Source organism: Sinimarinibacterium arenosum, from assembly GCF_005047655.1.
GTDB lineage: Bacteria > Pseudomonadota > Gammaproteobacteria > Nevskiales > Nevskiaceae > Solimonas.
The window spans coordinates 316,224-341,593 of the sequence record NZ_SUKF01000004.1 but is presented as its reverse complement, the minus strand read 5'-3'; the positions used below and the strand labels follow the sequence as shown (position 1 = coordinate 341,593).

Here is a 25,370-nt window from a genome sequence, read left to right as displayed (position 1 = left end):
GTACATGTACGGAAAACCAATCGGCGTTCCGTTTCGCTGCCGTGCAATCCGTGTATAAGGTGCCGGTCAAGTTCCATGGAGACATCTGCGTGTCGCGTTCACCGGCATCGTCCAATCGCACCACTGCCCGGGTCGGGCGTCCTCCGCGCAGTGCGCAACAGTCTGCCGAGGTGCGGGGGCGGGTCATTGAAGTGGCGCGGCGCCTGTTTGCGGACGAGGGTTTCGAAGCAGTCAGCATGCGGCGCATCGCGGCTGAGTCCGGATGTGCGCCCATGACCTTGTACGGCTATTTCCACAGCAAGAACGAAATCCTGCACTTCATCTGGGAAGTGTTCTTCGAGGAACTGTTCGTGCGGGTTGCGCAGGCGGCGAAACACCGCGGTTCGGCGGCGACGCGGCTGCGTAACGCCTGCAGCGCCTACCTGGGCTACTGGATGGAATTTCCGGATCGCTACCGCATGGTTTATCTGAACCAGGACCACACCGGCGACGGCGAGCGCTACTACGTCGACGAGTCCTCGGTCATCGAACGCCACGCGATGTTTCGCGAGCTGATCGAGGCGGCCCAGGCGCAAGCCGATGCGTGGCCGGGCGATGTGCAGCTGATGGCGGAGACCTTGTTCTGCGGGCTGCAGGGGATTGCGCACTCTTTGGTGACGATCCCGGAGTATCCGTGGCTGCCGATGGATCAGCTGCTGGAGCAGACCCTGCGTACGATCCTCAAGCCGAAGGCGTGAGCAGCAGGCGGGGCCTGGTTCGCTGGCTAGCTGCGTTGCCGCTATTCCACCGGTTCCAGACCGGCGGTCAGTCGGACCGTGTTGACATGGCAGATGCCGTCTTTGACTTCGACGTTGTCGAGCGTCCAGGTCTGGTAGCCCTCATGTTCGACGATGATGCTGTAGGTGCCGGGGCGCTCTTCGGCGGCGGACAGCAGCCCGTCGTTGGAACCGGGCAGCATGAAGTCTTCGGTATAGCTGCCGTCCTGGACACGGCCTGTGGCATGCGCCGCCAGCGGTGCGTTGGAGACAGCATCCCTTGGGTCTACCAGGATTCCGAAGACGGCTTCGTTCGTGCAGACAACGTCGCCGTCCGAGTCGCAGCCGAGCAGGACCGCGGGCAGCAGCAACAGCAGTGCGTACGTTCTCATCGGCTTTTCTCCCTAAAGCAGTGGAACGGATGAGTGACGGCTCTCGCAGGAGTCGACTAATGGCTAATGTGACTCAGACAAAGTGCCGACTCAAGGGGGTGCTCTAGCGCAGAACGCGCGCCTGTCTCATCGTTTAGCGACAGGGGAAAGCCGCTCAGGAACGGCCTTGCTACGTCACAGATCCTTGATCAACACCAGCGAGTTGCGCTGATAGTTGTAGATGCGCTGCTTCTGCATCGGCAGCTCATCCGGTCCGGCGCGACGGAAGCCGTGCTCGATGAACCAATGCGGCGTGTGCGTGGTGAGGCTGAACAGATGCTTCAATCCCATCTGCCGCGCTTCAGTCTCAACCCGCTTCAGCAGTGCCGCGGCACGACCGCCACGACGGTAGTCGGGATGCACTGCGACGCACGCGAGCTCGCCCATGGCGTTCTGCGGAAACGGGAATAGCGCGCAGCAGGCGATCACCAGACCGTCGCGGACGATGACGTTGAAGTGCTGGATGTCCAGCTCCAGTTGCTCGCGTGAGCGCGCGACCAGAACGCCTTGCTGCTCCAATGGCTGGATCAGCTGCAGGACGCCGCCGACGTCCTCGATGCTGGCATCGCGCGTGGCCTCGTAGTCCGGATCGGAGTACAGCATCACGCCGACACCATCGCGGGTGTAGAGCTCGCGCAGCAGGGCGCCGTCGATGTGCCCGACCAGATGTACGCGCTTGACGCCGCCGCGGGTTGCGGCGAGTGCAGCCTGCAGATAGGTACGATCGATGTCGCTGAATCCAGCGTTGGCGGCGAGCAGGCGCTCGCCATCGGCGACCGACAGCTGGCCGGCGTCGCCGGCATCTTCAGCCAGACGCCATTGGTCGGGATTGGTCGGCGTGACGAAGACCAGCTTGTCGGCGCCGAGTGCGGTGGCGACCGCCATCGCCACGTCTTCGGCGCGGACGTTGAAGATTTCTCCAGTCGGCGAGTAGCCGATCGGAGACAGCAGTGCAATACGATCCTGATCCAGTACCTGCCGGATCGAATCAACGTCGACGCGGCGGACGTCACCGGTGAATTGATGATCGACGCCGCCCAGCACGCCGACCGGGCGTGCGGTAATCCAGTTGCCGCTGGTCACGCGGATGCGTGCACCGCCCATCGGGCTCGATGCCAGCGAGGTCGAAAGACGCGCCTCGATCTCCATGCGCAATACACCGGCAGCGGACTTCGCGCATTCAAGCGTCGCGCGGTCGGTTACGCGCATGCCGTTGATCACGCGCGCCTCAAGGCCCTGTGCCTGCAGGCGGGCATCGATCTGCGGACGCATGCCATGCACCAGCACGACCTTGACGCCCAGGCTCTGCAGCAGCGCGATGTCGTAGATCAGCTGGTCGAAATCAGCGCGCTCGGCAGCTTCGCCACCGAATGCGATGACGAACACACGACCATTGTGGGCATGCACGTAGGGTGCACAGGCACGCAGTACGGCAACGAAATCGGGCTGACTCATGGACGGATTATAGGGGTGTCGCTGTGACTTGGGCGCTGATCAGGTGCGCATCGGATCGGTGCTTGCCGGGCCGTCACAGGCTTCGAGTAGACTAATTGCGTGCCTCGATTTTCCAAGGGAGTGCTGCTCGCATGTCACGCCGTATTTTTCCGCTCACTGTGCTGGGCGCCTGCATCCTCGCACTGACCGCCGCCTGTGGTCAGAAGTCCGCTCCGGTTGACCCCGCGGTCAAGGCGGTGCAGAAAGCTCGCCACGATGGTTTTGAAGCCATGGGCGACGCCTTCAAGTCGATCATTGATGCGCTCAAGGCCGGTGGCTCGCTGGACGCCAAGATGACCGAGGCGGCCCACGAGATCGACAAGCACGCTGGACAGATCGTCGACTGGTTCCCGGCTGGGTCCGGTCCTGAGAGCGGTGCCAAGACCGAGGCCAAGGCCGAGATCTGGCAACAGCCGGAACTGTTTGCCGAGAAGCGCGAAAAGCTGGTGGTCGAGGCCGGAAAGTTTGCCGCGCTGGCGGACGCTGGCGATGCCGCCGGATTCGCTGAGCAGGTCAAGGCCGTGGGGGGCAGTTGCAAGGGCTGCCATGACACCTTCCGTGAGAAAGACGAAGACTGAAACGGGAGCTGCGCGTGTCTGCACATGACGCTGGGCGCGTAGCGCCTCAGCGTGTCTGGGATCTGCCGACCCGGTTGGGGCATTGGTTGCTGCCCCTGCTGGTCGGCGTGTCCTGGGCGACTGCGGAGTGGGGGTTGCTGGATTGGCACCGCCGTAGCGGGTACGCGATCCTGACCGTGGTGCTGTTCAGGGTGTTCTGGGGTTTCTTCGGCAGCACGACCGCACGTTTTTCAGACTTTGTACGCCGACCTTCTGTTGTCCTGAGCTATGCGCGGTCGCTGCGTGAGCGCGCCGGGCATGCCCTGGTGATCGGTCACAACCCCATGGGGGGCTGGAGCGTACTGGCCTTGCTCACCGTGCTGCTGGTGCAGACGATTACCGGCCTGTTCTCGGTCGATACCGATGGCCTGGAATCAGGGCCGCTGTCGTATCTCATCAGCTTCCGCAGCGGGCGTCTGCTGGCTGAGATCCACGAAATTTCGTTCAACGTATTGATCGGCCTCGTGCTGCTGCATCTGGCGGCCGTGGCTTACTACACGCTGATCCGGCGCGAGGCGCTGATTCCGGCCATGCTGAATGGTCGCAAGTCGCTGCCTCCCGACGCCACGCAGGGGTTGCGCTTCGCGTCGCCGTGGCGCGCGCTGGTCGGCATCATCATCGCCGTGCTGGTGGTCCTGCTGATCGCGCGTGGTCTGCGCTTCTGAGTGAAATGCAGGCCGGCATCGGCAATGCCGATGTCGCATCGGGTCCGATAATTCCGTTCTAGGGTTCATGAGTTCGCGTGCATCCCGTGCGCGGACGGCACTCCGGTGCTTTCGTTCGAACCCTGCAGGAGTCAACCGATGAAACTGACCGAGCGCGCACTGGCGATCGTGCTGAGCCCACGCAACACCTGGCCGCAGATCGAGGAGGAGAGCGCCAGCGTCGGTGCCATTTATCGCGAGTACCTGCTGATCCTGGCGGCGATTCCCGCAGTGTGCGGATTCATCGGCACCTCGATTGTCGGCGTGAGCGTCTTTGGCGTCAGCGCGCGGGTGCCGGTGCTGTCCGGTCTGGTCGGCATGGTGGTGTCCTACGCGCTGTCGCTGGCGGGCGTCTTCGTGCTGTCGCTGATCGTCAATGCGCTGGCGCCGAAGTTTGGCGGGCAGTCGGATGCGCTCAAGGCGTTCAAGCTGGTGGCGTACGCGGCGACCGCGAGCATGTTCGGCGGCGTGTTCAGCATCATTCCCGCGCTCTCGCTGCTCGGCGTGCTCGCGGGGCTGTATTCGCTGGTACTGCTGTATCGCGGGCTGCCGGTCCTGATGAAGAACCCGGCGGAGAAATCCCTGGCCTATACCGCCGTGATCATCGTCTGTGCGGTTGTGCTGGGGCTGGTCATGGGGGCCGTGACCTCGATCTTCGCGCCGTCCGCCGGCATCGGCCTGCAGGCGTCAAAGCGCGGAGCGGATTCCACAGGGTTCAGGATCGAGACGCCGGCAGGCACCCTTGCGCTGGATCCGGATCGCATCGAAACCGCCAAGCAGCGGATGCTGGAAGCCTCCAAGCGCATGGAGCAGGCGTCGTCACGCAACGATGGTGCCGCTATGGCTGATGCCGCCAACGACTCGATGGCGGCCGCGATCACGGCGATGGGCGGCGATGCCGCCGTCGGGCCGGTGCCGGCAAAGACCCTGAAGACGATGCTGCCGGACCGGATCGGCGATTTCCGTCGCGTCAGCAGTCAGGCGTCCGACGGCGCCGCGATGGGTTCGGCGATGAGTGAGGTCCATGCGCGCTACACGCATGACGCCGCCACCGCCGATATCGAGATCGTCGACATGGGCAGCGCCGCCACGCTGATCAGCATGGCGACGGCGATGCAGGCCGGCGAGTACGAGGACGACACCTCGGTGCGTTCGACACGCCGCGACGGTGGCCGGACCACGGTGCTGAACTATCAGCGTGACGGCAGCAGTGCCGAGGCGCGGATCACCTTGAGCAACGGCATCGTCGTCACGGTCAGCGCACAGCAGGCGGGTATCGACGCGGTGAAACAGCTCGTCGACGGGCTCGACCTGGACCGTCTTGAGAAGTCCGAACGTCCGCGCGCCGGGTAGGGGGCTTCAGCTGCCCAGCAGTGCCGCGGCGTGATGGGACAGGTGATCGGCGACGAAGGTCTGGATGAACCAGTAGGAGTGGTCGTAGCCGGCGTGACGACGTAAGGTCAGTGCCTGTCCCGAAGCTGCGGCGGCATCGTCCAGTGCCTGCGGGTGCAGTTCACGGTCCAGGAACTGATCGGCCTCGCCCTGGTCCACCAGGATCGTGCCGGGATAGGCGCGGGTGCGCATCAGCTCGCTGGCGTCCCAGTCTTCCCAGCGCTCGCGGTCGGGGCCGAGATAGTTCGAGAAGGCCTTCTCGCCCCAGGGAACGGCGCAGGGATTGCTGATCGGCGCGAACGCCGACACCGAATGCCAGCGGTCCGGATGGCGCAGCGCGGTGACCAGTGCGCCGTGGCCGCCCATGGAATGCCCGAAGATGCCGCGCCGGTCGGTGCGCGCCGGAAAGTGTTCCTCGATCAGGGCCGGCAGTTCCAGGTTCACATAGCTGCCCATGCGGTAGCCGGTCGACCACGGTTCCGCGGTCGCGTCCAGATAGAAGCCGGCTCCGGTGCCGAAGTCCCAGGACTCTTCCTCGCCAGCGTGGCCGAGGCCGCGCGGACTGGTGTCGCAGGTCACCAGCATCAGCCCCAGCTGCGCCGCCAGCCGCTGGGCGCCCGCCTTGATCATGAACGTCTCTTCGGTGCAGGTCAGGCCGGCCAGGTAGTACAGCACCGGCACCGGACCATGGACCGCCTGCGGCGGCTGGTACACCGCAAAGTTCATCGGTGTGCCGGTTTCGCGCGAGGCGTGCGTGTAGAAGCCCTGCACGCCGCCGAAGCAGACCTGCTCGCTGCGGGTTTCGATGCCCATCAGTACACCACCACGCTGCGGATCGACTCGCCGCGCGTCATCAGATCGAAGCCCTCGTTGATGCGTTCCAGCGGCAGGGTATGCGTGATCAGATCGTCGATGTTGATCTTGTGGTCCATGTACCAGTCGACGATCTTCGGCACGTCGGTGCGTCCGCGCGCGCCGCCGAAGGCGGAGCCGATCCAGCGGCGTCCAGTGACGAGCTGGAACGGCCGCGTGCTGATCTCCGCCCCGGCCGGCGCCACGCCGATGATGGTCGAGACGCCCCAGCCCTTGTGGCAGCACTCCAGCGCCTGACGCATGACCTGTACATTGCCGATGCACTCGAAGCTGTAGTCGGCGCCGCCCCGGGTCAGCTCGACCAGATGCGCGACCAGATCGCCTTCGACGGTCTTGGGATTGACGAAGTGGGTCATGCCGAACTGGCGCGCAAGACCTTCGCGTGCCGGGTTCATGTCGACGCCGACGATCATGTTCGCACCGACCAGCTTCAGGCCCTGGATCACGTTCAGGCCGATGCCACCGAGGCCGAACACGACGCAGTTGGCGCCGGCCTCGACCTTGGCAGTGAAGATCACCGCGCCGATGCCGGTAGTGACGCCGCAGCCGATGTAGCAGATTTTGTCGAACGGCGCGTCCTCACGCACCTTGGCCAGTGCGATCTCCGGCAGCACGGTGTAGTTGGCGAAGGTGGAGCAGCCCATGTAGTGATGGATCGGCTTGCCCTGGAAGGAGAAGCGGCTGGTGCCGTCGGGCATCAGGCCCTGACCCTGGGTGCTGCGGATCGCCTGGCACAGATTGGTCTTGGGATTCAGGCAGTACTCGCACTCGCGGCATTCCGGTGTGTACAGCGGAATGACGTGATCGCCTTTCTTCAGTGACGTTACGCCGGGGCCGACATCGACGACCACGCCCGCACCCTCGTGACCGAGGATGGCCGGGAACAGACCTTCCGGGTCGGCGCCGGACAGGGTGAACTTGTCGGTGTGGCAGATGCCGGTGGCCTTGATCTCGACCAGCACTTCGCCGGCGCGTGGGCCCTCCAGTTGCACGGTTTCGATGGAAAGCGGTTTTCCGGCTTCAAAAGCGACAGCGGCGCGGACGTCCATGAAAAGGGTCTCCTGGTCGAGCGTATAGGGGGGGCGGAGGTGTCGAGTGTGCGGTGTCCGCGCAGACCGGGTCAGCGTCATCACTGACGTGGCAGGGTGCGGGCACCGCCAGATGATAAGCGCTTCCGCAGAAACAGATGACGGCACCGCCGACCGCATGCAGCGGTCGGCGGTGCCGTCGGTTCAGCAGCCCGTCATCAGTCGAGCAGGCTCAGATCGCGCACGGCGCCACGATCGGCGCTGGTGGTCAGCTTGGCGTAGGCCTTCAGCGCGGCGCTGATCTTGCGCGGACGCGGCGCGGCCGGCTTCCAGCCCTTTGCATCCTGCGCCGCACGCCGCTTGGTGAGTTCTTCGTCGCTGACGTCGATACGGATCGAACGGTTCGGAATGTCGATCTCGATGCGGTCACCGTTCTCGATCAGGCCGATGTTGCCGCCCTCCGCGGCTTCGGGCGAGACATGGCCGATCGACAGCCCCGAGGTGCCGCCGGAGAAGCGGCCGTCGGTGATCAGCGCGCAGGCCTTGCCCAGCCCCTTGGACTTCAGATAGCTGGTCGGATACAGCATCTCCTGCATGCCGGGGCCGCCGCGAGGTCCTTCGTAGCGGATGATGACGACGTCGCCTTCCTTGACCTTGCCGCCGAGGATTGCCTGCACCGCATCGTCCTGGCTTTCCAGCACCACGGCCGGCCCGCTGAACTTGAGGATGCTGGCGTCGACGCCAGCAGTCTTGACGATGCAGCCGCGCTCGGCGAGGTTGCCGAACAGCACCGCGAGGCCGCCGTCCTGGCTGTAGGCATGGGCCTTGTCGCGGATGCAGCCCTTTTCACGATCGGTGTCCAGCGCGTCGTAGCGGTAATCCTGTGAGAACGCCTGCGTGGTGCGGATGCCGGCGGGGCCGGCACGGAAGAATTCGCGCACCGCGGCGTCGTCACTTAGCGCGATGTCCCACTGTTGCAGCGCCGCGTTCAGCGACGGGCTGTGCACGGTGCCCACCGAGGTGTCGAGCAGGTCGGCGCGCGCCAGTTCACCCAGAATCGACATCACGCCGCCGGCGCGATGCACGTCTTCCAGATGATGGTGACTGGACGGTGCGACCTTGCACAGGTTCGGCACCTTGCGCGAGAGCCGGTCGATGTTCGTCATCGTGAAGTCGACTTCGCCTTCCTGTGCGGCCGCGAGCAGATGCAGCACGGTGTTGGTCGAGCCGCCCATGGCGATATCCAGCGTCATCGCATTCTCGAACGCGGCGCGGGTCGCGATGTTGCGCGGCAGCACCGAGGCGTCGTCCTGCTCGTAGTAGCGCTTCGCCAGTTCCACGACCAGCTGGCCGGCACGGCGGAACAGCGCTTCACGGTCCTTGTGCGTCGCCACCAGCGAGCCGTTGCCGGGCAGTGACAGGCCCAGTGCCTCGGTCAGGCAGTTCATCGAGTTGGCGGTGAACATGCCGGAACAGGAGCCGCAGGTCGGGCACGCCGAGCGCTCGATCTGGTCGACGTCGGCGTCGGACACCTTGTCGTCGGCTGCGGCCACCATCGCGTCGACGAGGTCGAGCGGAATCACTTCGTCCTTGCCGGCGAGCTTGGTCTTGCCGGCTTCCATCGGGCCGCCGGACACGAACACCACCGGGATGTTCAGGCGCAGCGCCGCCATCAGCATGCCGGGCGTGATCTTGTCGCAGTTGGAGATGCACACCAGCGCGTCGGCCGTGTGTGCATTGCACATGTACTCGACGCTGTCGGCGATGATGTCGCGCGACGGCAGGCTGTAGAGCATGCCGTCATGGCCCATGGCGATGCCGTCGTCGACGGCGATGGTGTTGAATTCCTTGCCGACGCCGCCGGCCTTCTCGATTTCCGAGATCACCAGCTGGCCGAGATTCTGCAGGTGCACGTGGCCGGGCACGAACTGCGTGAACGAATTGGCGACGGCAATGATCGGCTTGGTGAAGTCGCCGTCCTTCATGCCGGTGGCGCGCCACAGGGAGCGGGCGCCGGCCATGTTGCGGCCGTGGGTGCTGGTGCGGGAGCGGTAGGCGGGCATCTGGATTCCTTGCGTGCGGGGCGCGGCTGGGGCTTGAAGGGCGTTATTGTGCTGCGTTTTACCTATATCGGCTAATACAATATTGTCGAATCAGATATAGGAAAACCGAATAGTGGAACTGCGCCAGTTACGGTATTTCGCGGCGATGGTCGAGGAGGGCAGTCTGTCCCGGGCGGCGGCACGGCTGCATGTCTCGCAACCGCCGCTGTCGACGCATCTCAAGGCGCTGGAACAGGAGATCGGCGCGGCGTTGCTGGAGCGCGGCAACCGCGGCGTGACGCCGACTGCAGCCGGCGCCGTGTTCTATGAAGAGGTGCGCGCGATCCTGGCGCGGCTGGAGCAGGCGCGCGGCAAGGCGCTGCAGGTGCACCGCGGCGATATCGGCACCTTGACGGTGGGGTTCGTCTCGATTGCCGACTACAGTCTCCTGCCGCCGGCGCTGAAGCAGTTCCGCAACGACTACCCGCTGGTCGAAGTGCAGCTGCAGGAGCTGACCACCGATGCGCAGATCCGCGAGCTGCGCGCCGGCCGACTGGATCTGGCGATCGGCCTGGCGCCGGTCGATGAGCCGGACCTGACATTCGAACGCCTGCGGCGGGAAGCCCTGGTGCTGGCCGCGCCGGCCGACCACGCCGCGGTACAGGGCGAGGGGCCGGTGGACTTGCGCACGCTGGCCAGGGCCAGCTTCATCGTGCCGCCCCGCGCCATCGGTCCGGGGCTGTACGACCTGGTCATCAGCCGGTGTCAGGCCGCCGGATTTGCGCCGCGCATTACCCAGAGTGCCCGGCAGATGCAGACGGTGATCGGGCTGGTGTCTTCCGGTATGGGTGTTGCGCTGGTGCCGTCCTCGGTGCAGAACCTGCAGCGCGCCGGCGTGCGCTACCGCGCGCTGCGCGGGCGTTCCGCGCAGATCGAGCTCGGAATCCTGCGTGTACGGGGCGGCGCTGCGCCGCTGGCGCACAACTTCATCAGGACGCTGCATCAGGTGGCCGGTACGGCCGCCATCGCCGCGACTTGAGTCCCCGGGCCAGGGGCGGCGCCCATGGGGCGACGTCTATAATGCGCGGATGCAGGAACAGATCGACTACGACGTCTTGAGCGAAGCGCTGGCGCGCATTGGCTATCACGACGGTGAGGCCTCCGAATACCACGGGACCCTGTGCGGCGCACTGTGCGTGCACAAGCCGGAAGACATTGACCTCGCGCACCTGATTGACAGTGGCGACCGTCCCCCGGCCGGCAGCGACGCCAAGACGACGGCGCTGTTGCAGGCACTGCGGACACAGACCTTCGATGCCCTCGAGGATGAGGGCATGAGCTTTGAGCTGCTGCTGCCGGACGATGACACCGCGCTGGTGCCGCGCGTGCGCGCGCTGGTGGCGTGGTGCGAGGGCTTCCTCTACGGGCTGTCGAGCCGTCCCGGGCTCGACCTCAGCCGGTGCTCGGATGATGCGCGCGAGATCGTGCACGACATGACCCAGCTGACGCAGGCCGCCGTGGGCGAGGAGGACGATCCCAACGTCGAGGAGACCGCCTACGCCGAGCTGGTCGAATACCTGCGTGTCGGTGCGCAGCTGGTGTTCATGGAGCTGCACCCGAAGCCGACGCTGGATCCGAGCGCGTCGCAGACGTTGCACTGAACGAATCCCAATCCACGATCATTTTCGGCACGCCCACGGGAAGACCCCACATGAAACCGACTCCGCGGCAGCTCAAGGAACACGCGTCCCGTCGTGCACAGATGATGCAGCGCATCGGCAAGCGCGGGGTGGCGGTCATCCCCGGCGCCAGCGAAGTGATCCGCGCGCGCGACACGCATTACAAATTCCGGCAGGACAGCGATTTCCAGTATCTGACCGGCTTTCCCGAACCGGACGCGATTGCGGTCCTGGTGCCGGGCCGCAAGCAGGGCGCGTTCGTGCTGTTCGTGCGGCCGCGCGATGCGGAGCGTGAAATCTGGGACGGTCGCCGTGCCGGCCCGGATGGTGCGATGCGCGACTATGGCGCCGACCAGGCCTTCGAACTGGCGGAATTCGAGGACCGGCTGCCGGAGCTGCTCAGCGGGCGTGATCATCTGCACTACACGCTGGGCGAGCACGCGCACTGGGATGAGGTGCTGACCGGCAGCGTGCGACAGATTCGCGAAGTCTCGCGCCGCGGCGCCGCGGCGCCGGTCGACTTCATCGCGCTGGAGACGACCCTGCACGAGATGCGCCTGATCAAGTCGGCCTCCGAGCTCAAGATCCTGCAGCGCGCCTGCGAGATCAGTGCCGAGGCGCATTGCCTGGCGATGCGCAAGGCCGCACCGGGTGTGAATGAATGGCAGGTCGCCGCCGAGATCGAAGCGCATTTCGGGCGGCACAACATGCAGTGCGGCTACGGCTCCATCGTCGGCGGCGGCGAGAACGCCTGCATCCTGCACTACATCGAAAACGATGCACCGCTGAAGGATGGCGATCTGCTGCTGATCGACGCCGGCGGCGAGCTGGACGGCTATACCGCCGACATCACCCGCACGTTTCCGGTCAACGGCAAGTTCAGCGCGGCGCAGCAGGCGGTGTATGAGATCGTGCTCGAAGCCAACAAGCGTGCGATCAAGGAACTCAAGGTCGGTGCCTCCAGCGGCCGCCCGCACGAAGTCGCCACGCGCATCCTCACCGAGGGCCTGGTCGATCTGAAGCTGCTCAAGGGCAAGCCCAAGGACCTGATCGCGCAGGGCAAGCAGCGCCAGTTCTACATGCACGGCACCGGCCACTGGCTGGGCATGGATGTCCACGATGTCGGCCGTTACAAGATCGAGGGAAAGCCGCGTCCGTTCGAGGCTGGCATGGTGATGACGGTCGAACCGGGGTTGTACATCGCGCCCGGCACGCCCGGCGTACCGGAAAAATACTGGGGCATCGGCATCCGCATCGAGGATGACGTGGTGGTGACCGCGAACGGACCGCAGGTCCTGACTGCTGGCGTGCCCAAGGAGCGTCGCGAGATCGAGGCCCTGATGCGCGGTGCGGTCTGAACGGTACCGTCGCTTCGTGGATACACCGTCTTCCGAAATGTTTGACGTCGCCATCGTGGGGGGCGGCCTGGTGGGCGCCAGTCTCGCGGTCGGACTGTCCGGGCGTCAGCGGGTCGCCCTGATCGAGGCCGCGCCGCCGCCGGTGGGCGAAGCGCGCTGGGACGAGCGCTGCATCGCGGTGAATCACGCCAGTGTCTGCATCCTCGAATCCCTGGGCGTGTGGGCCGATCTGCGTGCAGAGGCGGCGCCGATCACCTCGACGCATATCTCCGAGCAGGGCCGCTTCGGCGTCGCGCGCTTTGCCGCGGCCGAGGCGGGGCTGGACGCGCTGGGCTACAACGTGCCGATCCGCGCACTCGGCAGCGCGTTGTGGCAGCGCATGCTGGCGCTGGGCACGACCACGCTGCTGTGTCCGGCGCGGTTGCAGTCGCTGGTGCGCAGTGACGACGCCGTCGAGCTGGCGCTGGACGATGGACGCATCGTGCGCGCACGGCTGGTGGTTGCTGCCGACGGCATGAACTCCCCGGTGCGCGAACTGCTGGGCATCGACGCCGAACGCCGCGACTACGGGCAGTCGGCGATTGTCACGGCCGTGCAGACCACGCGCACGCACGCCGGCTGCGCGTACGAGCGCTTCACGCCCGGCGGTCCCATTGCCCTGCTACCGAAGTGGCCACAGGGCGGCGATCGCATCTGCTCGCTGGTATGGACGACCCCGCGCGAGCAGTTGCGTGAGCGCATCGACTGTAGCGACGACGACTTCATTGCCGCGGCGCAGGCGGCTTTCGGTGAACGCCTTGGGCGCTTCAGCGGCCTCGGCGCGCGCCAGGCCTGGCCGCTGATGCGGGTCATGAGTGAACGGCTGACCGCACCGCGCGTGCTGTTCGCCGGCAACGCCGCGCAGTCGCTGCATCCGGTGGCGGCGCAGGGGTTCAATCTGGGTCTGCGCGATGTCGCCACCGTGGCCGAGCTGTTGAACGATCCGGCCTTCGTGGACAGCGATCCCGGCGCCGACGCAGTGCTGGCCGAATACGCGCAACGGCGTCAGCGCGACCGTGCGCGCGTCGCCGATTTCACTGACCAGCTGGTGCGCCTGTTCTCGAACCGGATTCCCGGCCTGCGCGGTCTGCGTCATCTCGGACTGCTGGCGCTGGATCTGGCGCCCGGCGTGCGCGAGGCGGTGCTGTGGCAGAACCTCGGCTTCGGCGGCCGCGCGCCGCAGGCCGCCCGGACGCCGGCATGAGCATGCAGCGCTGTGATGTGGCGATCGTCGGGGGCGGCATTGTCGGTGCCGCGATCGCGCTGGGTCTGCTGCGCCAGGGGGTCGACGTGCAGCTGTTCGATCGCGATCCGCCGATGCCGGCGACCGACGCCAACGACTACGACCTGCGCGTTTACGCGCTGTCGATCGCAAGCCAGCGCTATCTGCAGTCGATCGGGGTGTGGGACGCGATCGTCGCCGAGCGCGCCTGCGCCTATGCGCAGATGCGCGTCTGGGAAACCGAGCCCGGTGACGCGCTGAAATTCGACGCCGCCGAAGCGCGCGCCGCGGCGCTGGGGCATATCGTCGAAGGACGGGTGATCCAGCGACAGCTGTGGCGTGCGCTGCCGCCGGAGAACGTTCATCACGACTGCGCGGTCGAGTCACTGCAGGTCGACGCCGACGGCGCGCGCCTGCGGCTGGGCGACGGACGCGAGGTCGCCGCCAGGCTGGTGATCGCCGCCGACAGCGCACGCTCGCCGCTGCGCACGCAGCAGGGTATCGAGGTCAGCGGGCAGCGCTATGCGCATACGGCGGTGGTCTGCCATGTGCGGACCGGCGAGCCGCATCGCCATACGGCGTATCAGCGCTTCCTGCCGACCGGACCGCTGGCGTTTCTGCCGCTTGCGGACGGACGCAGTTCGATCGTGTGGTCGAGTATCGAGGCGGAGCAGCTGCTGGCGATGGACGACTGGACGTTCCGCCTGAGCCTGGACGAGGCGATCCAGCATGCACTGGGGCCGATCCTCGAATGCACCGAGCGCGTCAGCTTCCCGCTGCAGCTGCAGAACGCGCTGGAATACGTGAAGCCGCGCTTTGCGCTGGCCGGCGATGCGGCGCACGTGGTGCATCCGCTGGCTGGGCAGGGGCTGAATCTCGGCCTCGGTGACGCCGCAGAACTGGTCGACGTCATCACCGCCGCGCGCGCCGTCCGGCGCGACATCGGCAGCCTGCGCGTGCTTGCACGCTATCAGCGCGCGCGCCGCGCCGAGGTCAACGAGATGATCGCGGTCACCGACGGCCTGTATCGGGCCTACCGCGTGCAGCTGCCAGGCTGGGACTGGCTGCGTCAGCGCGGATTGCTCGCCGTCAACGCGATCGCGCCGCTGCGTCAGCTGCTGGTGCGAAGGGCCTGCGGTCTCTAATGCTTCGATAACGTCGATGGGTCGGCACTGGCTGTGCCGCCTGTTGAGCGTGGCGTCGTGCGCTCAGAGCAAGCAGGGCTCGGCTTGCATCAGCGCATTGAACAGCGTTGGAATCGCCTGTTCCCGTGGCGGGTCTGAACAGTCAATCGCGATGGCCTGAGCGGTTCGTGCCGCTTGATCGGACCGCAGCCAGCGTTGCAGCAATCCCGCAGACGCATCGTCTGGTTGCGGTGGTAGCGAGGGGCCCAATCCTTGCGCCGCCATCCTTTGGGCGATCAGCTGCTGATCCGGGTTGTGTGCCATCGTAGCAATGGGTTTGCCGGCCAGGACAGCTTCGCAGATGAGGTTGTGCGAGCCGTAACCGAGCACGACATCGCTGCTGGCGATGACTTCGCGATAGTTCACCGCACCAGTGACGAGCTGTATATGGGCGGGCAACGCGGTTGTTCCCAGGGTATGGCCACCGACGCGCAGCATGATGCGCGCGGGGAGTTGGCCCAGGACTTTCAGCCACGGCGCGACGGTCGGGCCGGGCAGCAGGTTGACGAATAATCGCGGGCCGTTGCCGGGTACGGTCCACTGCGGTGTCTCGCCGAAACTGAGGTCGGGCAGGCCGACGTGCGGCGAGGTGCGCGGGCTGCCGGCGTAATGGTCGGTTTGCGGATAGCCCAGCAACAGCGTGGTTGGAATGTCGTACATCGCGGCCGGGCGACCCAGCGGGCTTGCGCCGATTGCCCCGAGGGCCGAGTTCATTGTCGCCAGCAGATGCGCTTCGTTGCTGCGCAGGATGTCTGTGGTCGTCTTCACGTCGGTACGGAAGCTGGGCCAGGGCGATGTCGACGGCGGTATCGAAAAACGGTTGCCGTAGTGCATCAGCGGTAGGCCCAGACTGCGTGCGGCGAGGATCGCGGTCGGGCTGTGGCGGGCGGCGACGCGCTCGATGCCGAGTGCGCGGAACAGCTCACGCCAGCTGCGCAGCCGTGCGGCGAGCGCGTCTGCGTTGGCAAAGCCACAGTTATGCAGCAGTGAGGCGTAGCTGACCTGGACGCGGACCGCAGGGCTGGGTGAGGGACGCGGCAATGGGGCCTGAATCATCGTCCCAAGTTCAGGCGGCAGATGGGCACTGGCGACCGCTGGATCGCAGACCAGAAACAGACATTCGTGGCCTTGCGCCCGTGCCATGCGGGCAAGCTGGCCGATGAGGGCGGCGTAGCCGCCGTTCTGTCCAAGTTCCCAGACGAAGCCGAGGCGTGCCATGGCAGGTTTCCGCTCAGTATTGCGGCTTGCGGCTCACTGCAGCTCCATCACCTGGTCTACGGGAAACTCCAGGCCGACGCGCTGCCACAGGTCGGCGACGCGATGGATGACCGGCTGAGCGCGTTCCACCCACTGTGGATGACGGCGGCCCGGTTCATCCGAAGCCTTGAACTCGGTTGGCGCCGTGCTGCTGTCATAGCGGCGATGGAAGCTCGCTGCGAGATCCTCCATGCGCTGTCGACCGTACGCGATGATGCGTAGATCCCGGCTCGCCGAAAGACCCGTCGTGGCGATATTGATGTGGTACTGCTCCCAGTAGCGCAGGTAGGCGTCGAAGTAGTCCATCTCCGCGAATTGCTGCGCTGTGGTGCCAGTATGCGCGAGATCGCGTCGGCACCATTCTTCGATATTGGAGCGCACCGCAAAGCGTTCGTTGGCAGGCAGTCCACCGGATTTCTCATAGGTGGAGACGCAGGCAGTGACCGGATGGCGCACCGTGAGGATCATGTCCACCGCTTCGCCCAGTACGCGATGAAAAAAGCCCCCGGCATAGATGCCCTTGGTCAGTTTTTTGGGTACGACGACCTTGCCCGAGTGACGCGCGGCATTCTGGAAGAACATCTCGACCATGGTCAGATATTCGGCCATGGTTTGCAGGCTCAGAATCCAGCTGTTGCGGCCCTGACTGAGTTCGAACGGACCCGCTTCGGGGAAGCCGTCGTGGGCCAGGGCATTGGGCACGTGTGTCGGATCGTAGCCGAGCGCTCGGTAGAGTTCCTTGGTCAGGTAGGAACCGCCGCAGCGGGGAATTCCAATGACATTGACGAAGTGGTAACGCAACTGGATTTCACGCAGCGCAGCCAGATTGCCCCCGAACAGGTGCAACAGCCATTGATAGGCGTGACCGATCGCCGCGCGTCCGCGCGGGTCGTTGATGACGCGCTCGGCGTCCTTCGGCGCGCGCTCGGTGATGTTGCGCTGGGCGAAGTTGAGCTGCTCGGACAGCTGGTCGTGCCACTCGTGATCCTGGAACGGACGGCCGTCGATGAGGTGTGCGAGGTAGTCGATGAACACCGGGGATACCGGCAGCTCGCGATCGGTCAGCTTGATCTCAACGCCCATTGCGCTTTCCTTCGAGGTCGAGCAGGCGGGCGAAGTTTTCCAGCGAGATCAGGTGCGCGTACACCGCACGCAGTTCGCCTTTGTTGAGCAGGGTCTTCAGATTGCGCATCGGCAAGGTCGCCAGTTTCTGTTCATCGACACGATACATGCCTTGCAGATGCAGCGTTGTTCGCCCCGGAGCGGAGGCGACCGCATCGAACGGGACCAGCAGGTCGAGTGATTCGAGTCGCTTGCACAGGACACGGGTTGCCTGGCGTGCCGATTCCATCGATTCGATCAGACGCAGGATCGCGTTCCATGCCGGGGAGGGTTGTGCGTCACTGTCGAACAGTGCCGCGCCGTCAGGACTGAGCTGATCGGCCTGCACGCAGATCAGCTTGCGCGGCTTGGGTTCAGCGCCGTCAGCGACCTGTGCCACGCAAAACGGGTGGCGCCGGCAGTAGGCCGGTACATATGCCGGCCAGCGCCAACCACCGCTGGCGTCAACGAACAGATTTTCGCGATCACGCAGGCCGAGAATGGCGACCGGAATGAATTCTCGGCTGCTCTGTTCGTGAACGAAGGCAATCGGATACTCGGTCGCGATACGTGCAAATTCGATCGCGTTGATGAAGACACTGTTGAGCCTTGAGCACCAGGCGTAACGCCGTTCCGGCAGCAGGCCCAGGCGACCGTGACTGTGCTTGTCGAATGGCACCACCGGACCGTAGCCGGGCGGAGAAATCAGTTGCAGCGTGTCGTTCATGCAGGTGGGACCGATGGCAGAGCGACCCGCTGCTCTGCTGCGCGAGTCGGGAAGTCGATCAAATCCTGCTGGACTTCGTGAACTAGCTGAGGCACTGGTCCGGTGGCGGCGGCGGGTCGATCAGCAGGAAGCCGGGCATTTCGCCCAAAACGATCTGAATGCCATTCGGCAGCGACAGCACAATCATGCCGGCGCTGGCGATGGTGGTTTCGCCGGTCAGTGCGTTGGTGATGTAGGCCTCGCCCGAATTGACGATCAGGATGGTGGCGCCCAATGCCGTGGTCCCGGGCGGGAGGCTGTGCAGCGCTTCCTGGATCACCGGATCTTCGGCGCAGACCAGATCACAGTCGATGACGGTGATGTCGGTGCCGCGAATGCCGATCGTGGCGACAGGCGTTGCCACCTTGTATTCGTCGCGATTGATCTTGCCGACCAAGCCGGTGATCGATCGAAATCCGCCCTTGACCAGACGGAAGAACGAACGCGCCACCGTCGACTGTTGCGGCGCCGGTGTCGGTGCGATCGCCACAGAGGGTCTGGGTGCCGGTGTCGGCGTAACAGCGGGTTTAGGCGTCGGCGTCGGCTGAGTGTGCGCCGCGGCCTGGGCTGCTTCAATGACCGATGGATCGGCCTGGAACGCGTAATCCTCAATCACGAAACGCGTGTTCGGCCGCAGCAAGGTAAATCCACCGTCGGTGAAACGGACGTTCAGATAGCTGTTGGGGCCGGAATTGAGAATCTCGCCGGAGTACAGCGCATCACCCTTGGCGAGCTCGCGCACGCTTCCTTGCGGTGAGGTGGCGGTAGCGCTGCCAGTGACAAGCAATACTTCGCCTGCCTGTGTGGCTGCCGTAGCAACGCCGCTGGTCAGCAGCAGCCCGATCAGAAGGGCGCTGCGGCCCAGGTCGCCAAACCAACGTGCTGCGCTCATGGCTGCACCTCGCACTGGGTGCCGATCGCCGAATTGGTCTGCACCAGAATAATCCCGTTGCCGTCATCTTCGCCGCGCTTGTTGTCGTCGCCGAACGGCAACGGCGGCATGAACTGGCTTTCCAGCGGCTGGAGCGGCGGTGTCGGTGTCGGTGCTCCACTTGGCGTCGGCGTCGGAACCGGGGTGGGGGTCGGTGCTGGTGTCGGCGTCACGCTCGGAACCGGCGTCGGCGTCGTTGAAGGCGTCGGTGTCGGTGTCGTCGACGGCGTGGGCGTCGGTGACGCGCTGGGCGTGGGTGTCGGCGTCGCGGTGGGCCGCGGTGTTGGAGACGGCGTTGGAGTTGGCCGCTCAGTCGGTGGCGGTGTGGCCAGAATGCCGTCCAGGATGACGACCTGACCGGTGGTGGCGATGTTGACCGAATCCGGTGCCGTCTGTGGGTTTGCGTCGGTGGTGTAGATGTAGCCGCTGGTTGGATCTGCGGCGTTCTGCGTTGTCATGAACACGAAGTTGGGGTTGTGCCCTGGTGCCAGCGTGACGACACCGTTGTTTCCGATATAGATGCTTCCGGTCTGCGTCGAACCGCCGATGGCGAAGGTCGTGCCAGGGAACTTGTCGAAGTGATCGGTCGGATTCAGGTTCAGCACATGACTCGAATCCGGCGCGTTCTCGATGCCGATCGCGTCCGAAGCGTTGAATGGCTTGAAATGCACGAACGTGTCCAGCGGCGCTGAAATGCTGCCGTCGAGATTGACGTCACTTGCCTGGATGTAGATGAAATCGCCGGTGATGTCGACGTCGCCGACGGTCACGGACTGTGCCACCAGTGCCAGGTTGGGCGTCGTGCTGGTCGGCATCAATGCCGAACCGCTTGGGTGAGCCGCCAGTGCCGCCATCATGGCGGCGTCGCCCTGGAACACACCTTCGCCTTCGCGGATTGGTCCGGCGCCGACATTCAGAGTGGTATTGCCGAGATCGATTGAGGTGACAGCGAAGAATCCCGCGCCAGATGCGGTCACCGACTGAGGGCCGCCGTTGCCGTTCGCAACAATGGAATCCGTGGCGTCGACGCGCAGGCCGGTGGTTCCGGTTGACCAGTCGCCGGCAAAGTACACGCTGCCGTTGGCCGAGACGTCAGCCGAACTGCCGGCCAACAGGGTATCGAGACGGACGTCGCCGTCGGCGCTCACATGGACCCGCCCGTTCGCGGCCAGGGCCGAGCTGACGGAAATCGGGCCGCTATCCGAGATGAGGTAGACCCCGTCGTCGCCCGATGAGATTTCCTGACCGAGCGCATCGATGCCGTCGATGCCGTACAGCGAAACTTCGGTAGATGTGTAAAGGGCATCTCCGGAAGTGTGGACATCACCGATATCGAGCGTGCCGCCGGCGTCGATCCTGACACTGGCGTTGGCGTAACCACACCCGGAAGAGCAGCTCGAACTCGATGCGGGCGAAACGCCGCTGGTGGCGATGCTGCCGGGGAGAACGACGGGCATGCCGCCTGCGATGGCGGTGGAGTCGATGTTGCCGATGTTGATGTTTTCGCCCGCGATGGCGTTTACCGACGCATAGGCGTTCGGGTAGTAGCCGCCAACGGCATGCGCCAGTGTGGTGACGGAGCCGCTGCCACCGGACGCGATGCCGATGTTGCCGCTGGCGGTGTCGATCGTGACATCGCCGTAGGCAGAATCCGAGGTTCCTTCGGCGATGGCGCTGGTGGTGATGTCTCCGAACAGGATGTCACCGCCGGTAACGCCAAGCTTGCCGGACAGCGGCAGGTTTCCGCCGTACGACGACGATGAGTTGCAGAAGCTGCCAACCGCCAGGCAGGTGTAAGCGTTGGCGCTGGCACTGCCATTCACCGCGGTGGCATGGGCATCCGTCGAAATCAGCTGTGCCGAAATGCCGTTGGCAGCGGCGTTGAGGCGAACCCAGGCATCGGCATAGGCGGCGCTGCTGCTGCCGTTGCCGGTTGCGGTGGCGTGGGTGCTGATCGCGCCGACTTCGATGCCTGTCGCGGAATCGATCCGCACCGATCCATTGGCGCTTGTAAATCTATACGCCAGCGGTCCGGCCTGCGTCGCAGGCGCGGTGAACGATCCGCCGTAGGAAGTAGAAAGGCTGGTCGCCAGCGTCGATATCGTGCCGGTTGTTACGCTGCCGGTTTGCGAGGCGAGCGAAACACTGGCATTGGCGATGTGATAATAGCCTCCAATGGATCCGGTGTAGGACGCCTGCGTCGAGATATCGTCCACCTGCACGTCGCCGGAGGCCGACACGTTGACACGGCCATCGGCACTCGAATAGTACGCATCCGCCTGCGTCGTCAGGTTGCCAGCTGTGATCGAGCCGGTAGCGGTGGTCAGATCGATCCGCGCAGCGCCGGAGCCGTAGTAGGTGGGCAGGGTGGTGACATTGCCCAGCATCAGTGAGCCATTGCCTGACTGAACCGTCACAGAGCCCGATGCGGAAATGGCTCCCGTGTTGACGGCGAAGCCGTCCGAGTTGGCGTCGCCGCTGCCGAAAATCCGTACGTAGTTGCCGCCGCTGATCAAGCCGACAATCTTCACGTCGCCGTGGCTGCCTGTGCCGATGAAGGTCGGGCGCGTTGGCGCGGACAAGCTGCTGGAGCAACTGCTCAGGCACAGCTGATTGATGCCAACGCCGTTGTCGCCGTTGACGCTGACGGCACTGAGGGTTCCAGTCGCGTCGAGGAGGGCTGCACCGACCGCGTCGACCGCGCCAAGTGTCGCGTCGCCGCCGCGGGCGATGACGGCGATGTCATTCCCGTACGAGGAGAAGCCGGGCGACGCGACCGGCGCGCCTGCCGCTGGAGAACCTGAGCTGGAGTAGTAGCGGCTGGTCAGGTTGCCGGTGGAAATCGAGGTGCCTGCTTCGATGCGGATGCTGCCGCTGTTTGCGGTCACATCGCCGGTGCTGATCGAGCCCGCGGCTTCGGTCAGCACGCTCTGTGCCGTCAACCGACCCGCCACGATATCGCCGTCGGAGGAGCCCCCGATGAGCTGCAGCGGGCCCCTGATGTCAATGTAGTTGGCGGTGTTGTCGAAAAAAATGCCGGAAGGCGCACCGGATCCGGAGCCCACGCCGCTGCCGCGGATGAAGCCGCCGTAGCTGCTGGTCGAACCAATGCCCAGCAGAAGTCCGCCGCCATAACTCGGATTGCCGTCAATGCCGCCGTCCCCGCCGATCGTCAGATCCGTGACGGTAATGCTGTTGGTGGCGACGATCTGTACGCTCGCCCCAGAGTTCAGCATGCCTTCGATGTTCTGAACGCAGACATCAAAACCGCAGCCATCGGTGGCATTGCCGATTTCCAGATCGACCGGGTCGAGCAGCAGCAGTCCGCCGCGTCCCAGTGAAACGTCACCCTGGAGTCTCAATCGGTTTGCCGACAGCTCGACGAATCCGCCGTTGAACAGTGCGCGATTGCCGGCCAGAGCCCGAGTAGAGGAGCCCTGTGCAACGTTCAAGGCGCCGTCGGCAATCACGCGAATGCTGCCGCCTGCGCCGTTCCCCGCGCCGGAAGCGTCAATCGTGCTGGTGGGCGTCAGGTCAATGTTGCCGGTGGACAGCAGCCGAACGACACCGCCGTCGGTATCGAGGGTGTGCGCCCCTGCGTCAATCAGTCCCGATTGGGTCAGATCGCCGCCGTTGGCCGACAGCACGATCATGCCGTCATGCTCCTCGATCGAGCGCGCACGGACGACGCCGCTGTTGTTGACCGCGCCGCGTGCCAGCTCGTGAGCGACATCTGCAGTCATCACCACGGTGCCGCCATCGGCGATCAGGCTGCCGGCATTGGCGGCGCCGGCGCGCTCGGACAGCGCAGCCTGGTCAACCGTGTAGCCAATCAGGCCGTCGCCGGCCAGATCCATGGTCATGGCGGAGCCGGCCAGCAGGGCAACCTGACCCAGCTGTGCGGCAATGACGCCGTCGTTATGGACGTAGTCGCCCGCCAGAACAACGAAACCGCCGTCAGCAGCATTGACCTGGCCGTGGTTGACCACGCTTTCGATGCTGTCGCCAACGAACACATAGCGGCCGGACATGAAATCGCCGTCGGCGATGTTCAGCGTGGTGGCCAGCAGGGAGCCGACGTCGACCTGCGCGCCATTGCCGAACAGCACGCCGGACGGATTGACCAGGAATACGCGGCCGTTGGAAACCAGCGAGCCGAAGATCTCGGACGGCACGCCGCCGATGACCCGGTTCAGGATCGCGGCCGAAGCAGAGGGCTGATTGAAGTAGACGTATTCGTCAGATCCGATCGAAAAACTTTGCCAGTTCAGAATGGCCGAGTTGCTGGTCTGGTCGATGCGTGTGGTGTTGCCCTGCTGGTCGATCGTGGCAGCGCCGCCGACGACATCGCCGCCAATCGGGTTGGCCATCACCAGGCCCGGCATCAACGCTGTGGACAGCCACCATGGCAGGCGCTGGCGCAATGCGGCGACGACAGGCTTCAGCGGGCCGGGGGTGAGGCGGGGTGCGACAGAGTGTCGTTGCATCATGGCTCAGATTCTCCAGCCGGCACGACGTTGGGGCGCATGATCGAGCATTGCCTAGAATCCCATAGTCAATGAACCAAAAATGCGGCCGTCGTCACGGTTGTCGCTGACTTGACGGTTCTGCAGGGGGTAGGCAGCGTCCAGACGCAGTGTCACGTCGTGCGGAAACAGCGTATCGGCGCCGATGCCGACGCTGCTGATGTCGTCGCTGTCAGACGTGCCGGGCGGGACGTCGATTCGCTCGACATAGCCCGCGTCGGCGAACAGGCGGCTGCGTACACGCACGCGGCCAAGGCCGAATTCCTTCTGCAGCGCCAGCGTGCCCTGATAGCCGCGATCGCCGCGGATTTCTGCGGACGGATAGCCGCGCACGCTGCTCGGTCCGCCGACCGAGAACTGCGAGGTGTCGGGCAGTGGATCGTGCGAGTAGACGCCATTGAGTCGGACATACAGATCAAGGCTTGCGGCGGGCCACAGCGGCTGCAGGTGCTGCATGTCCAGTTCAACGCGCAGTGGCTGAGCGTCGCCATCGGCCTTCGAGCCGTTGCTGCCGTTGCTGGCAAGGCCCAGGGCAACCTGGCTCAGCGCGAAGTTCGGGTAGACGTGGCGGAAGTTTGCGTTGACTTCGGCCAGCGTGATCCGCGTTTCCTGGAAAGTCAGGCCGGAAAGATCGACATTCGCTCGGGTATCCGACAGGCCGACGCTGGTGCTGAAACGATCGCGCCGGGTCAATATCCAGGGTGTCGTCACCGCCAGATGCGCGGTCTTGTTCTTGCCGTCGATGCCATGGAACGGGCCATCCAGCTCGAAATCGGCATAACCGTAGGATGCACTCAGACGGGTGCCTTGATGTCCCAGCGGCACGCTGTATTCGATGCTGCCGTAACGCAGCAACTGCTGACTCGAGGTCATCGCCATCACATTCAGGCGATCGCCGATCGTCAGGGGATTGTTGAACGCGGCATTGCCGCCAAAACGGTAGGTGCCGATATTCTCGCGGCCATAGTTGTCGACGAAGACCGAGCCCTCGAACGGATCTTCCTCGGCCTGGATGACCAGATCGCTGGTGCCGAAATCGCTGCCGGGCTTGAGCACTGCACGCGCTTCGAGGCCTGGAAGTTCATTGAGTCGCAGCAGGTCGGATTCGAGGATGCCGGAACGATAGATCTGATTCTCGGCCGCCGGCGTCAGATATTTCGAGAGCGTCGAGGCGCGGTAGCGCTGATTGCCTTCTACCTTGACCTGACCGATGCGGCCTTCGCTGACCAGGATCAGCACGGTGCCGTTCGTCAGCACCTGGGTCGGAATGATCGCAGAGGCCAGGGTGACGCCGTTCCGGACGTAGAATCCGGTGATCTGGTCGGCTGCTTCATACAGCTCCAGCAGGGTCAGCGGCTTCCCGACGAAGTCGCTCAGCAACGGCATCAGCTCTTCGGTGCTGTACAGCGAATTGCCGGCGATGCGGAACTGCGACACCACGATCTTGCGACCGCCGCCGTCGACCGGAGCGGGCGCGGGCGCCTGGGTCTTGTCGATCTGCGGAAGCTCCGGACGCTGCAGCGCCGGCGCTGGACGCAAGGTGTCAGCAACGGTTCCCGGTGTTTCCTGGGCGTCGGCCGTGCGGATCGCCGCCGACAACGCCAATGTCACGACAAACGCCGCGCAGACGTTTGATCTGAAACCTGCCATCGATTTAATCCCCCACCACTACGGGCAAAGCCGCGCATCCCGGGCGTCGACCGCCCGCAGCCAATATATATAAGGTCGCAGCGATGCACCATGGGGCCATCTGCCGCGTCTGGTGAACGCGGTCACGGTTGTGATCAACGGCGTGGCGCTCGCCATCGCGGCGGCGGCCCGCTATCATCCGCACCACGCACCCCCCGATCGCGAGAGACCGCGCCCTTGAGGCCCGGCACCGAAGGCGCAAATCCGCCCGGAATCGCTCAGGTACCCCGGAGTGATCGGTCAAGCGTGCTCTGGAGAGCGTCCGTTTGCGCGGACCACCGA

General features: G+C 64.9%; 20 protein-coding genes and 1 riboswitch. Of the genes, 9 read left to right on the top strand and 11 right to left on the bottom strand.

Annotated features, from left to right (window positions below):
- The first annotated feature begins 41 nt into the window (after positions 1-41).
- Positions 42-737 carry a TetR/AcrR family transcriptional regulator gene (locus E4T66_RS10590; RefSeq protein ID WP_211242863.1) on the top strand — a complete coding sequence of 232 codons (696 nt, stop codon included), beginning with the start codon at positions 42-44 and terminating at the stop codon, positions 735-737.
- Positions 738-778: 41 nt separating this feature from the next.
- On the opposite strand, the gene E4T66_RS10585 is transcribed toward E4T66_RS10590, so the two are convergent.
- The gene (locus tag E4T66_RS10585; RefSeq protein WP_136848986.1) at positions 779-1,147 is read right to left on the bottom strand and encodes a peptidase associated/transthyretin-like domain-containing protein; all 369 of its coding nucleotides are present in this window, start codon (positions 1,145-1,147) and stop codon (positions 779-781) included.
- Between the two features lie 174 nt (positions 1,148-1,321).
- Positions 1,322-2,641, bottom strand: coding sequence for an amino-acid N-acetyltransferase (gene argA, locus E4T66_RS10580; RefSeq protein ID WP_136848985.1), 1,320 nt, complete (start codon positions 2,639-2,641; stop codon positions 1,322-1,324).
- 131 nt (positions 2,642-2,772) lie between these two features.
- Between argA and E4T66_RS10575 the strand changes: the two genes are divergently transcribed.
- From E4T66_RS10575 to E4T66_RS10565, 3 genes are all read left to right on the top strand, one after another.
- Positions 2,773-3,258 (top strand): c-type cytochrome, encoded by a 486-nt coding sequence (locus tag E4T66_RS10575; RefSeq protein WP_136848984.1) that lies wholly within the window; start codon positions 2,773-2,775, stop codon positions 3,256-3,258.
- Between the two features lie 14 nt (positions 3,259-3,272).
- Positions 3,273-3,962: a cytochrome b/b6 domain-containing protein gene (locus E4T66_RS10570; protein WP_211242862.1), complete on the top strand. Its 690-nt coding sequence runs from the start codon at positions 3,273-3,275 to the stop codon at positions 3,960-3,962.
- Between the two features lie 138 nt (positions 3,963-4,100).
- Positions 4,101-5,354: a Yip1 family protein gene (locus tag E4T66_RS10565; protein WP_136848983.1), complete on the top strand. Its 1,254-nt coding sequence runs from the start codon at positions 4,101-4,103 to the stop codon at positions 5,352-5,354.
- Between the two features lie 6 nt (positions 5,355-5,360).
- Here the strand turns inward: E4T66_RS10565 and fghA are convergent, their stop codons facing one another.
- From fghA to ilvD, 3 genes are all read right to left on the bottom strand, one after another.
- Positions 5,361-6,206 (bottom strand): S-formylglutathione hydrolase, encoded by an 846-nt coding sequence (gene fghA / locus E4T66_RS10560; RefSeq protein ID WP_136848982.1) that lies wholly within the window; start codon positions 6,204-6,206, stop codon positions 5,361-5,363.
- Positions 6,206-7,315, bottom strand: a complete 1,110-nt coding sequence (locus tag E4T66_RS10555; RefSeq protein ID WP_136848981.1) for an S-(hydroxymethyl)glutathione dehydrogenase/class III alcohol dehydrogenase — start codon at positions 7,313-7,315, stop codon at positions 6,206-6,208. The genes fghA and E4T66_RS10555 overlap by 1 nt, the downstream gene beginning before the upstream one ends.
- Positions 7,316-7,512: 197 nt before the next feature.
- A complete protein-coding gene (ilvD, locus tag E4T66_RS10550; RefSeq protein ID WP_136848980.1) occupies positions 7,513-9,357 on the bottom strand; it encodes a dihydroxy-acid dehydratase in 1,845 nt (614 codons plus the stop codon).
- Between the two features lie 112 nt (positions 9,358-9,469).
- Between ilvD and E4T66_RS10545 the strand changes: the two genes are divergently transcribed.
- Genes E4T66_RS10545 through E4T66_RS10525 form a run of 5 tightly spaced genes read left to right on the top strand, consistent with a single transcriptional unit; the run spans position 9,470 to position 14,779 of the window.
- The gene (locus tag E4T66_RS10545; protein ID WP_136848979.1) at positions 9,470-10,375 is read left to right on the top strand and encodes a LysR family transcriptional regulator; all 906 of its coding nucleotides are present in this window, start codon (positions 9,470-9,472) and stop codon (positions 10,373-10,375) included.
- 49 nt (positions 10,376-10,424) lie between these two features.
- Positions 10,425-10,997 (top strand): UPF0149 family protein, encoded by a 573-nt coding sequence (locus E4T66_RS10540; protein WP_136848978.1) that lies wholly within the window; start codon positions 10,425-10,427, stop codon positions 10,995-10,997.
- A gap of 50 nt (positions 10,998-11,047) precedes the next feature.
- A complete protein-coding gene (locus E4T66_RS10535) occupies positions 11,048-12,373 on the top strand; it encodes an aminopeptidase P N-terminal domain-containing protein (protein ID WP_136848977.1) in 1,326 nt (441 codons plus the stop codon).
- A 16-nt stretch (positions 12,374-12,389) separates the two neighbouring features.
- Entirely contained in the window at positions 12,390-13,616 is a 1,227-nt protein-coding gene (ubiH, locus tag E4T66_RS10530) for a 2-octaprenyl-6-methoxyphenyl hydroxylase (protein WP_248679618.1), read from the top strand.
- Positions 13,613-14,779 carry a UbiH/UbiF/VisC/COQ6 family ubiquinone biosynthesis hydroxylase gene (locus tag E4T66_RS10525; protein ID WP_136848975.1) on the top strand — a complete coding sequence of 389 codons (1,167 nt, stop codon included), beginning with the start codon at positions 13,613-13,615 and terminating at the stop codon, positions 14,777-14,779. The genes ubiH and E4T66_RS10525 overlap by 4 nt, the downstream gene beginning before the upstream one ends.
- Before the next feature lie 63 nt (positions 14,780-14,842).
- Here the strand turns inward: E4T66_RS10525 and E4T66_RS10520 are convergent, their stop codons facing one another.
- The 6 genes from E4T66_RS10520 to E4T66_RS10495 all read right to left on the bottom strand — a co-directional run bounded on the left by E4T66_RS10520 (position 14,843) and on the right by E4T66_RS10495 (position 25,049).
- Positions 14,843-16,036 carry a glycosyltransferase gene (locus E4T66_RS10520; RefSeq protein ID WP_136848974.1) on the bottom strand — a complete coding sequence of 398 codons (1,194 nt, stop codon included), beginning with the start codon at positions 16,034-16,036 and terminating at the stop codon, positions 14,843-14,845.
- A gap of 33 nt (positions 16,037-16,069) precedes the next feature.
- The gene (locus tag E4T66_RS10515) at positions 16,070-17,158 is read right to left on the bottom strand and encodes a hypothetical protein (protein WP_136848973.1); all 1,089 of its coding nucleotides are present in this window, start codon (positions 17,156-17,158) and stop codon (positions 16,070-16,072) included.
- Complete coding sequence (locus tag E4T66_RS10510; RefSeq protein ID WP_136848972.1) at positions 17,148-17,903, bottom strand: SapC family protein; 756 nt, start codon at positions 17,901-17,903, stop codon at positions 17,148-17,150. Before E4T66_RS10510 ends, E4T66_RS10515 begins: the two co-directional genes overlap by 11 nt.
- A gap of 82 nt (positions 17,904-17,985) precedes the next feature.
- A complete protein-coding gene (locus E4T66_RS21570; RefSeq protein ID WP_211242861.1) occupies positions 17,986-18,834 on the bottom strand; it encodes a FecR family protein in 849 nt (282 codons plus the stop codon).
- Complete coding sequence (locus tag E4T66_RS10500) at positions 18,831-23,360, bottom strand: two-partner secretion domain-containing protein (protein ID WP_211242860.1); 4,530 nt, start codon at positions 23,358-23,360, stop codon at positions 18,831-18,833. The genes E4T66_RS21570 and E4T66_RS10500 overlap by 4 nt, the downstream gene beginning before the upstream one ends.
- Positions 23,361-23,414: 54 nt before the next feature.
- Positions 23,415-25,049, bottom strand: coding sequence for a ShlB/FhaC/HecB family hemolysin secretion/activation protein (locus tag E4T66_RS10495; RefSeq protein WP_136848970.1), 1,635 nt, complete (start codon positions 25,047-25,049; stop codon positions 23,415-23,417).
- Positions 25,050-25,238: 189 nt separating this feature from the next.
- A riboswitch (glycine riboswitch) is annotated at positions 25,239-25,333 on the top strand.
- The last annotated feature ends 37 nt before the right edge of the window (positions 25,334-25,370 follow it).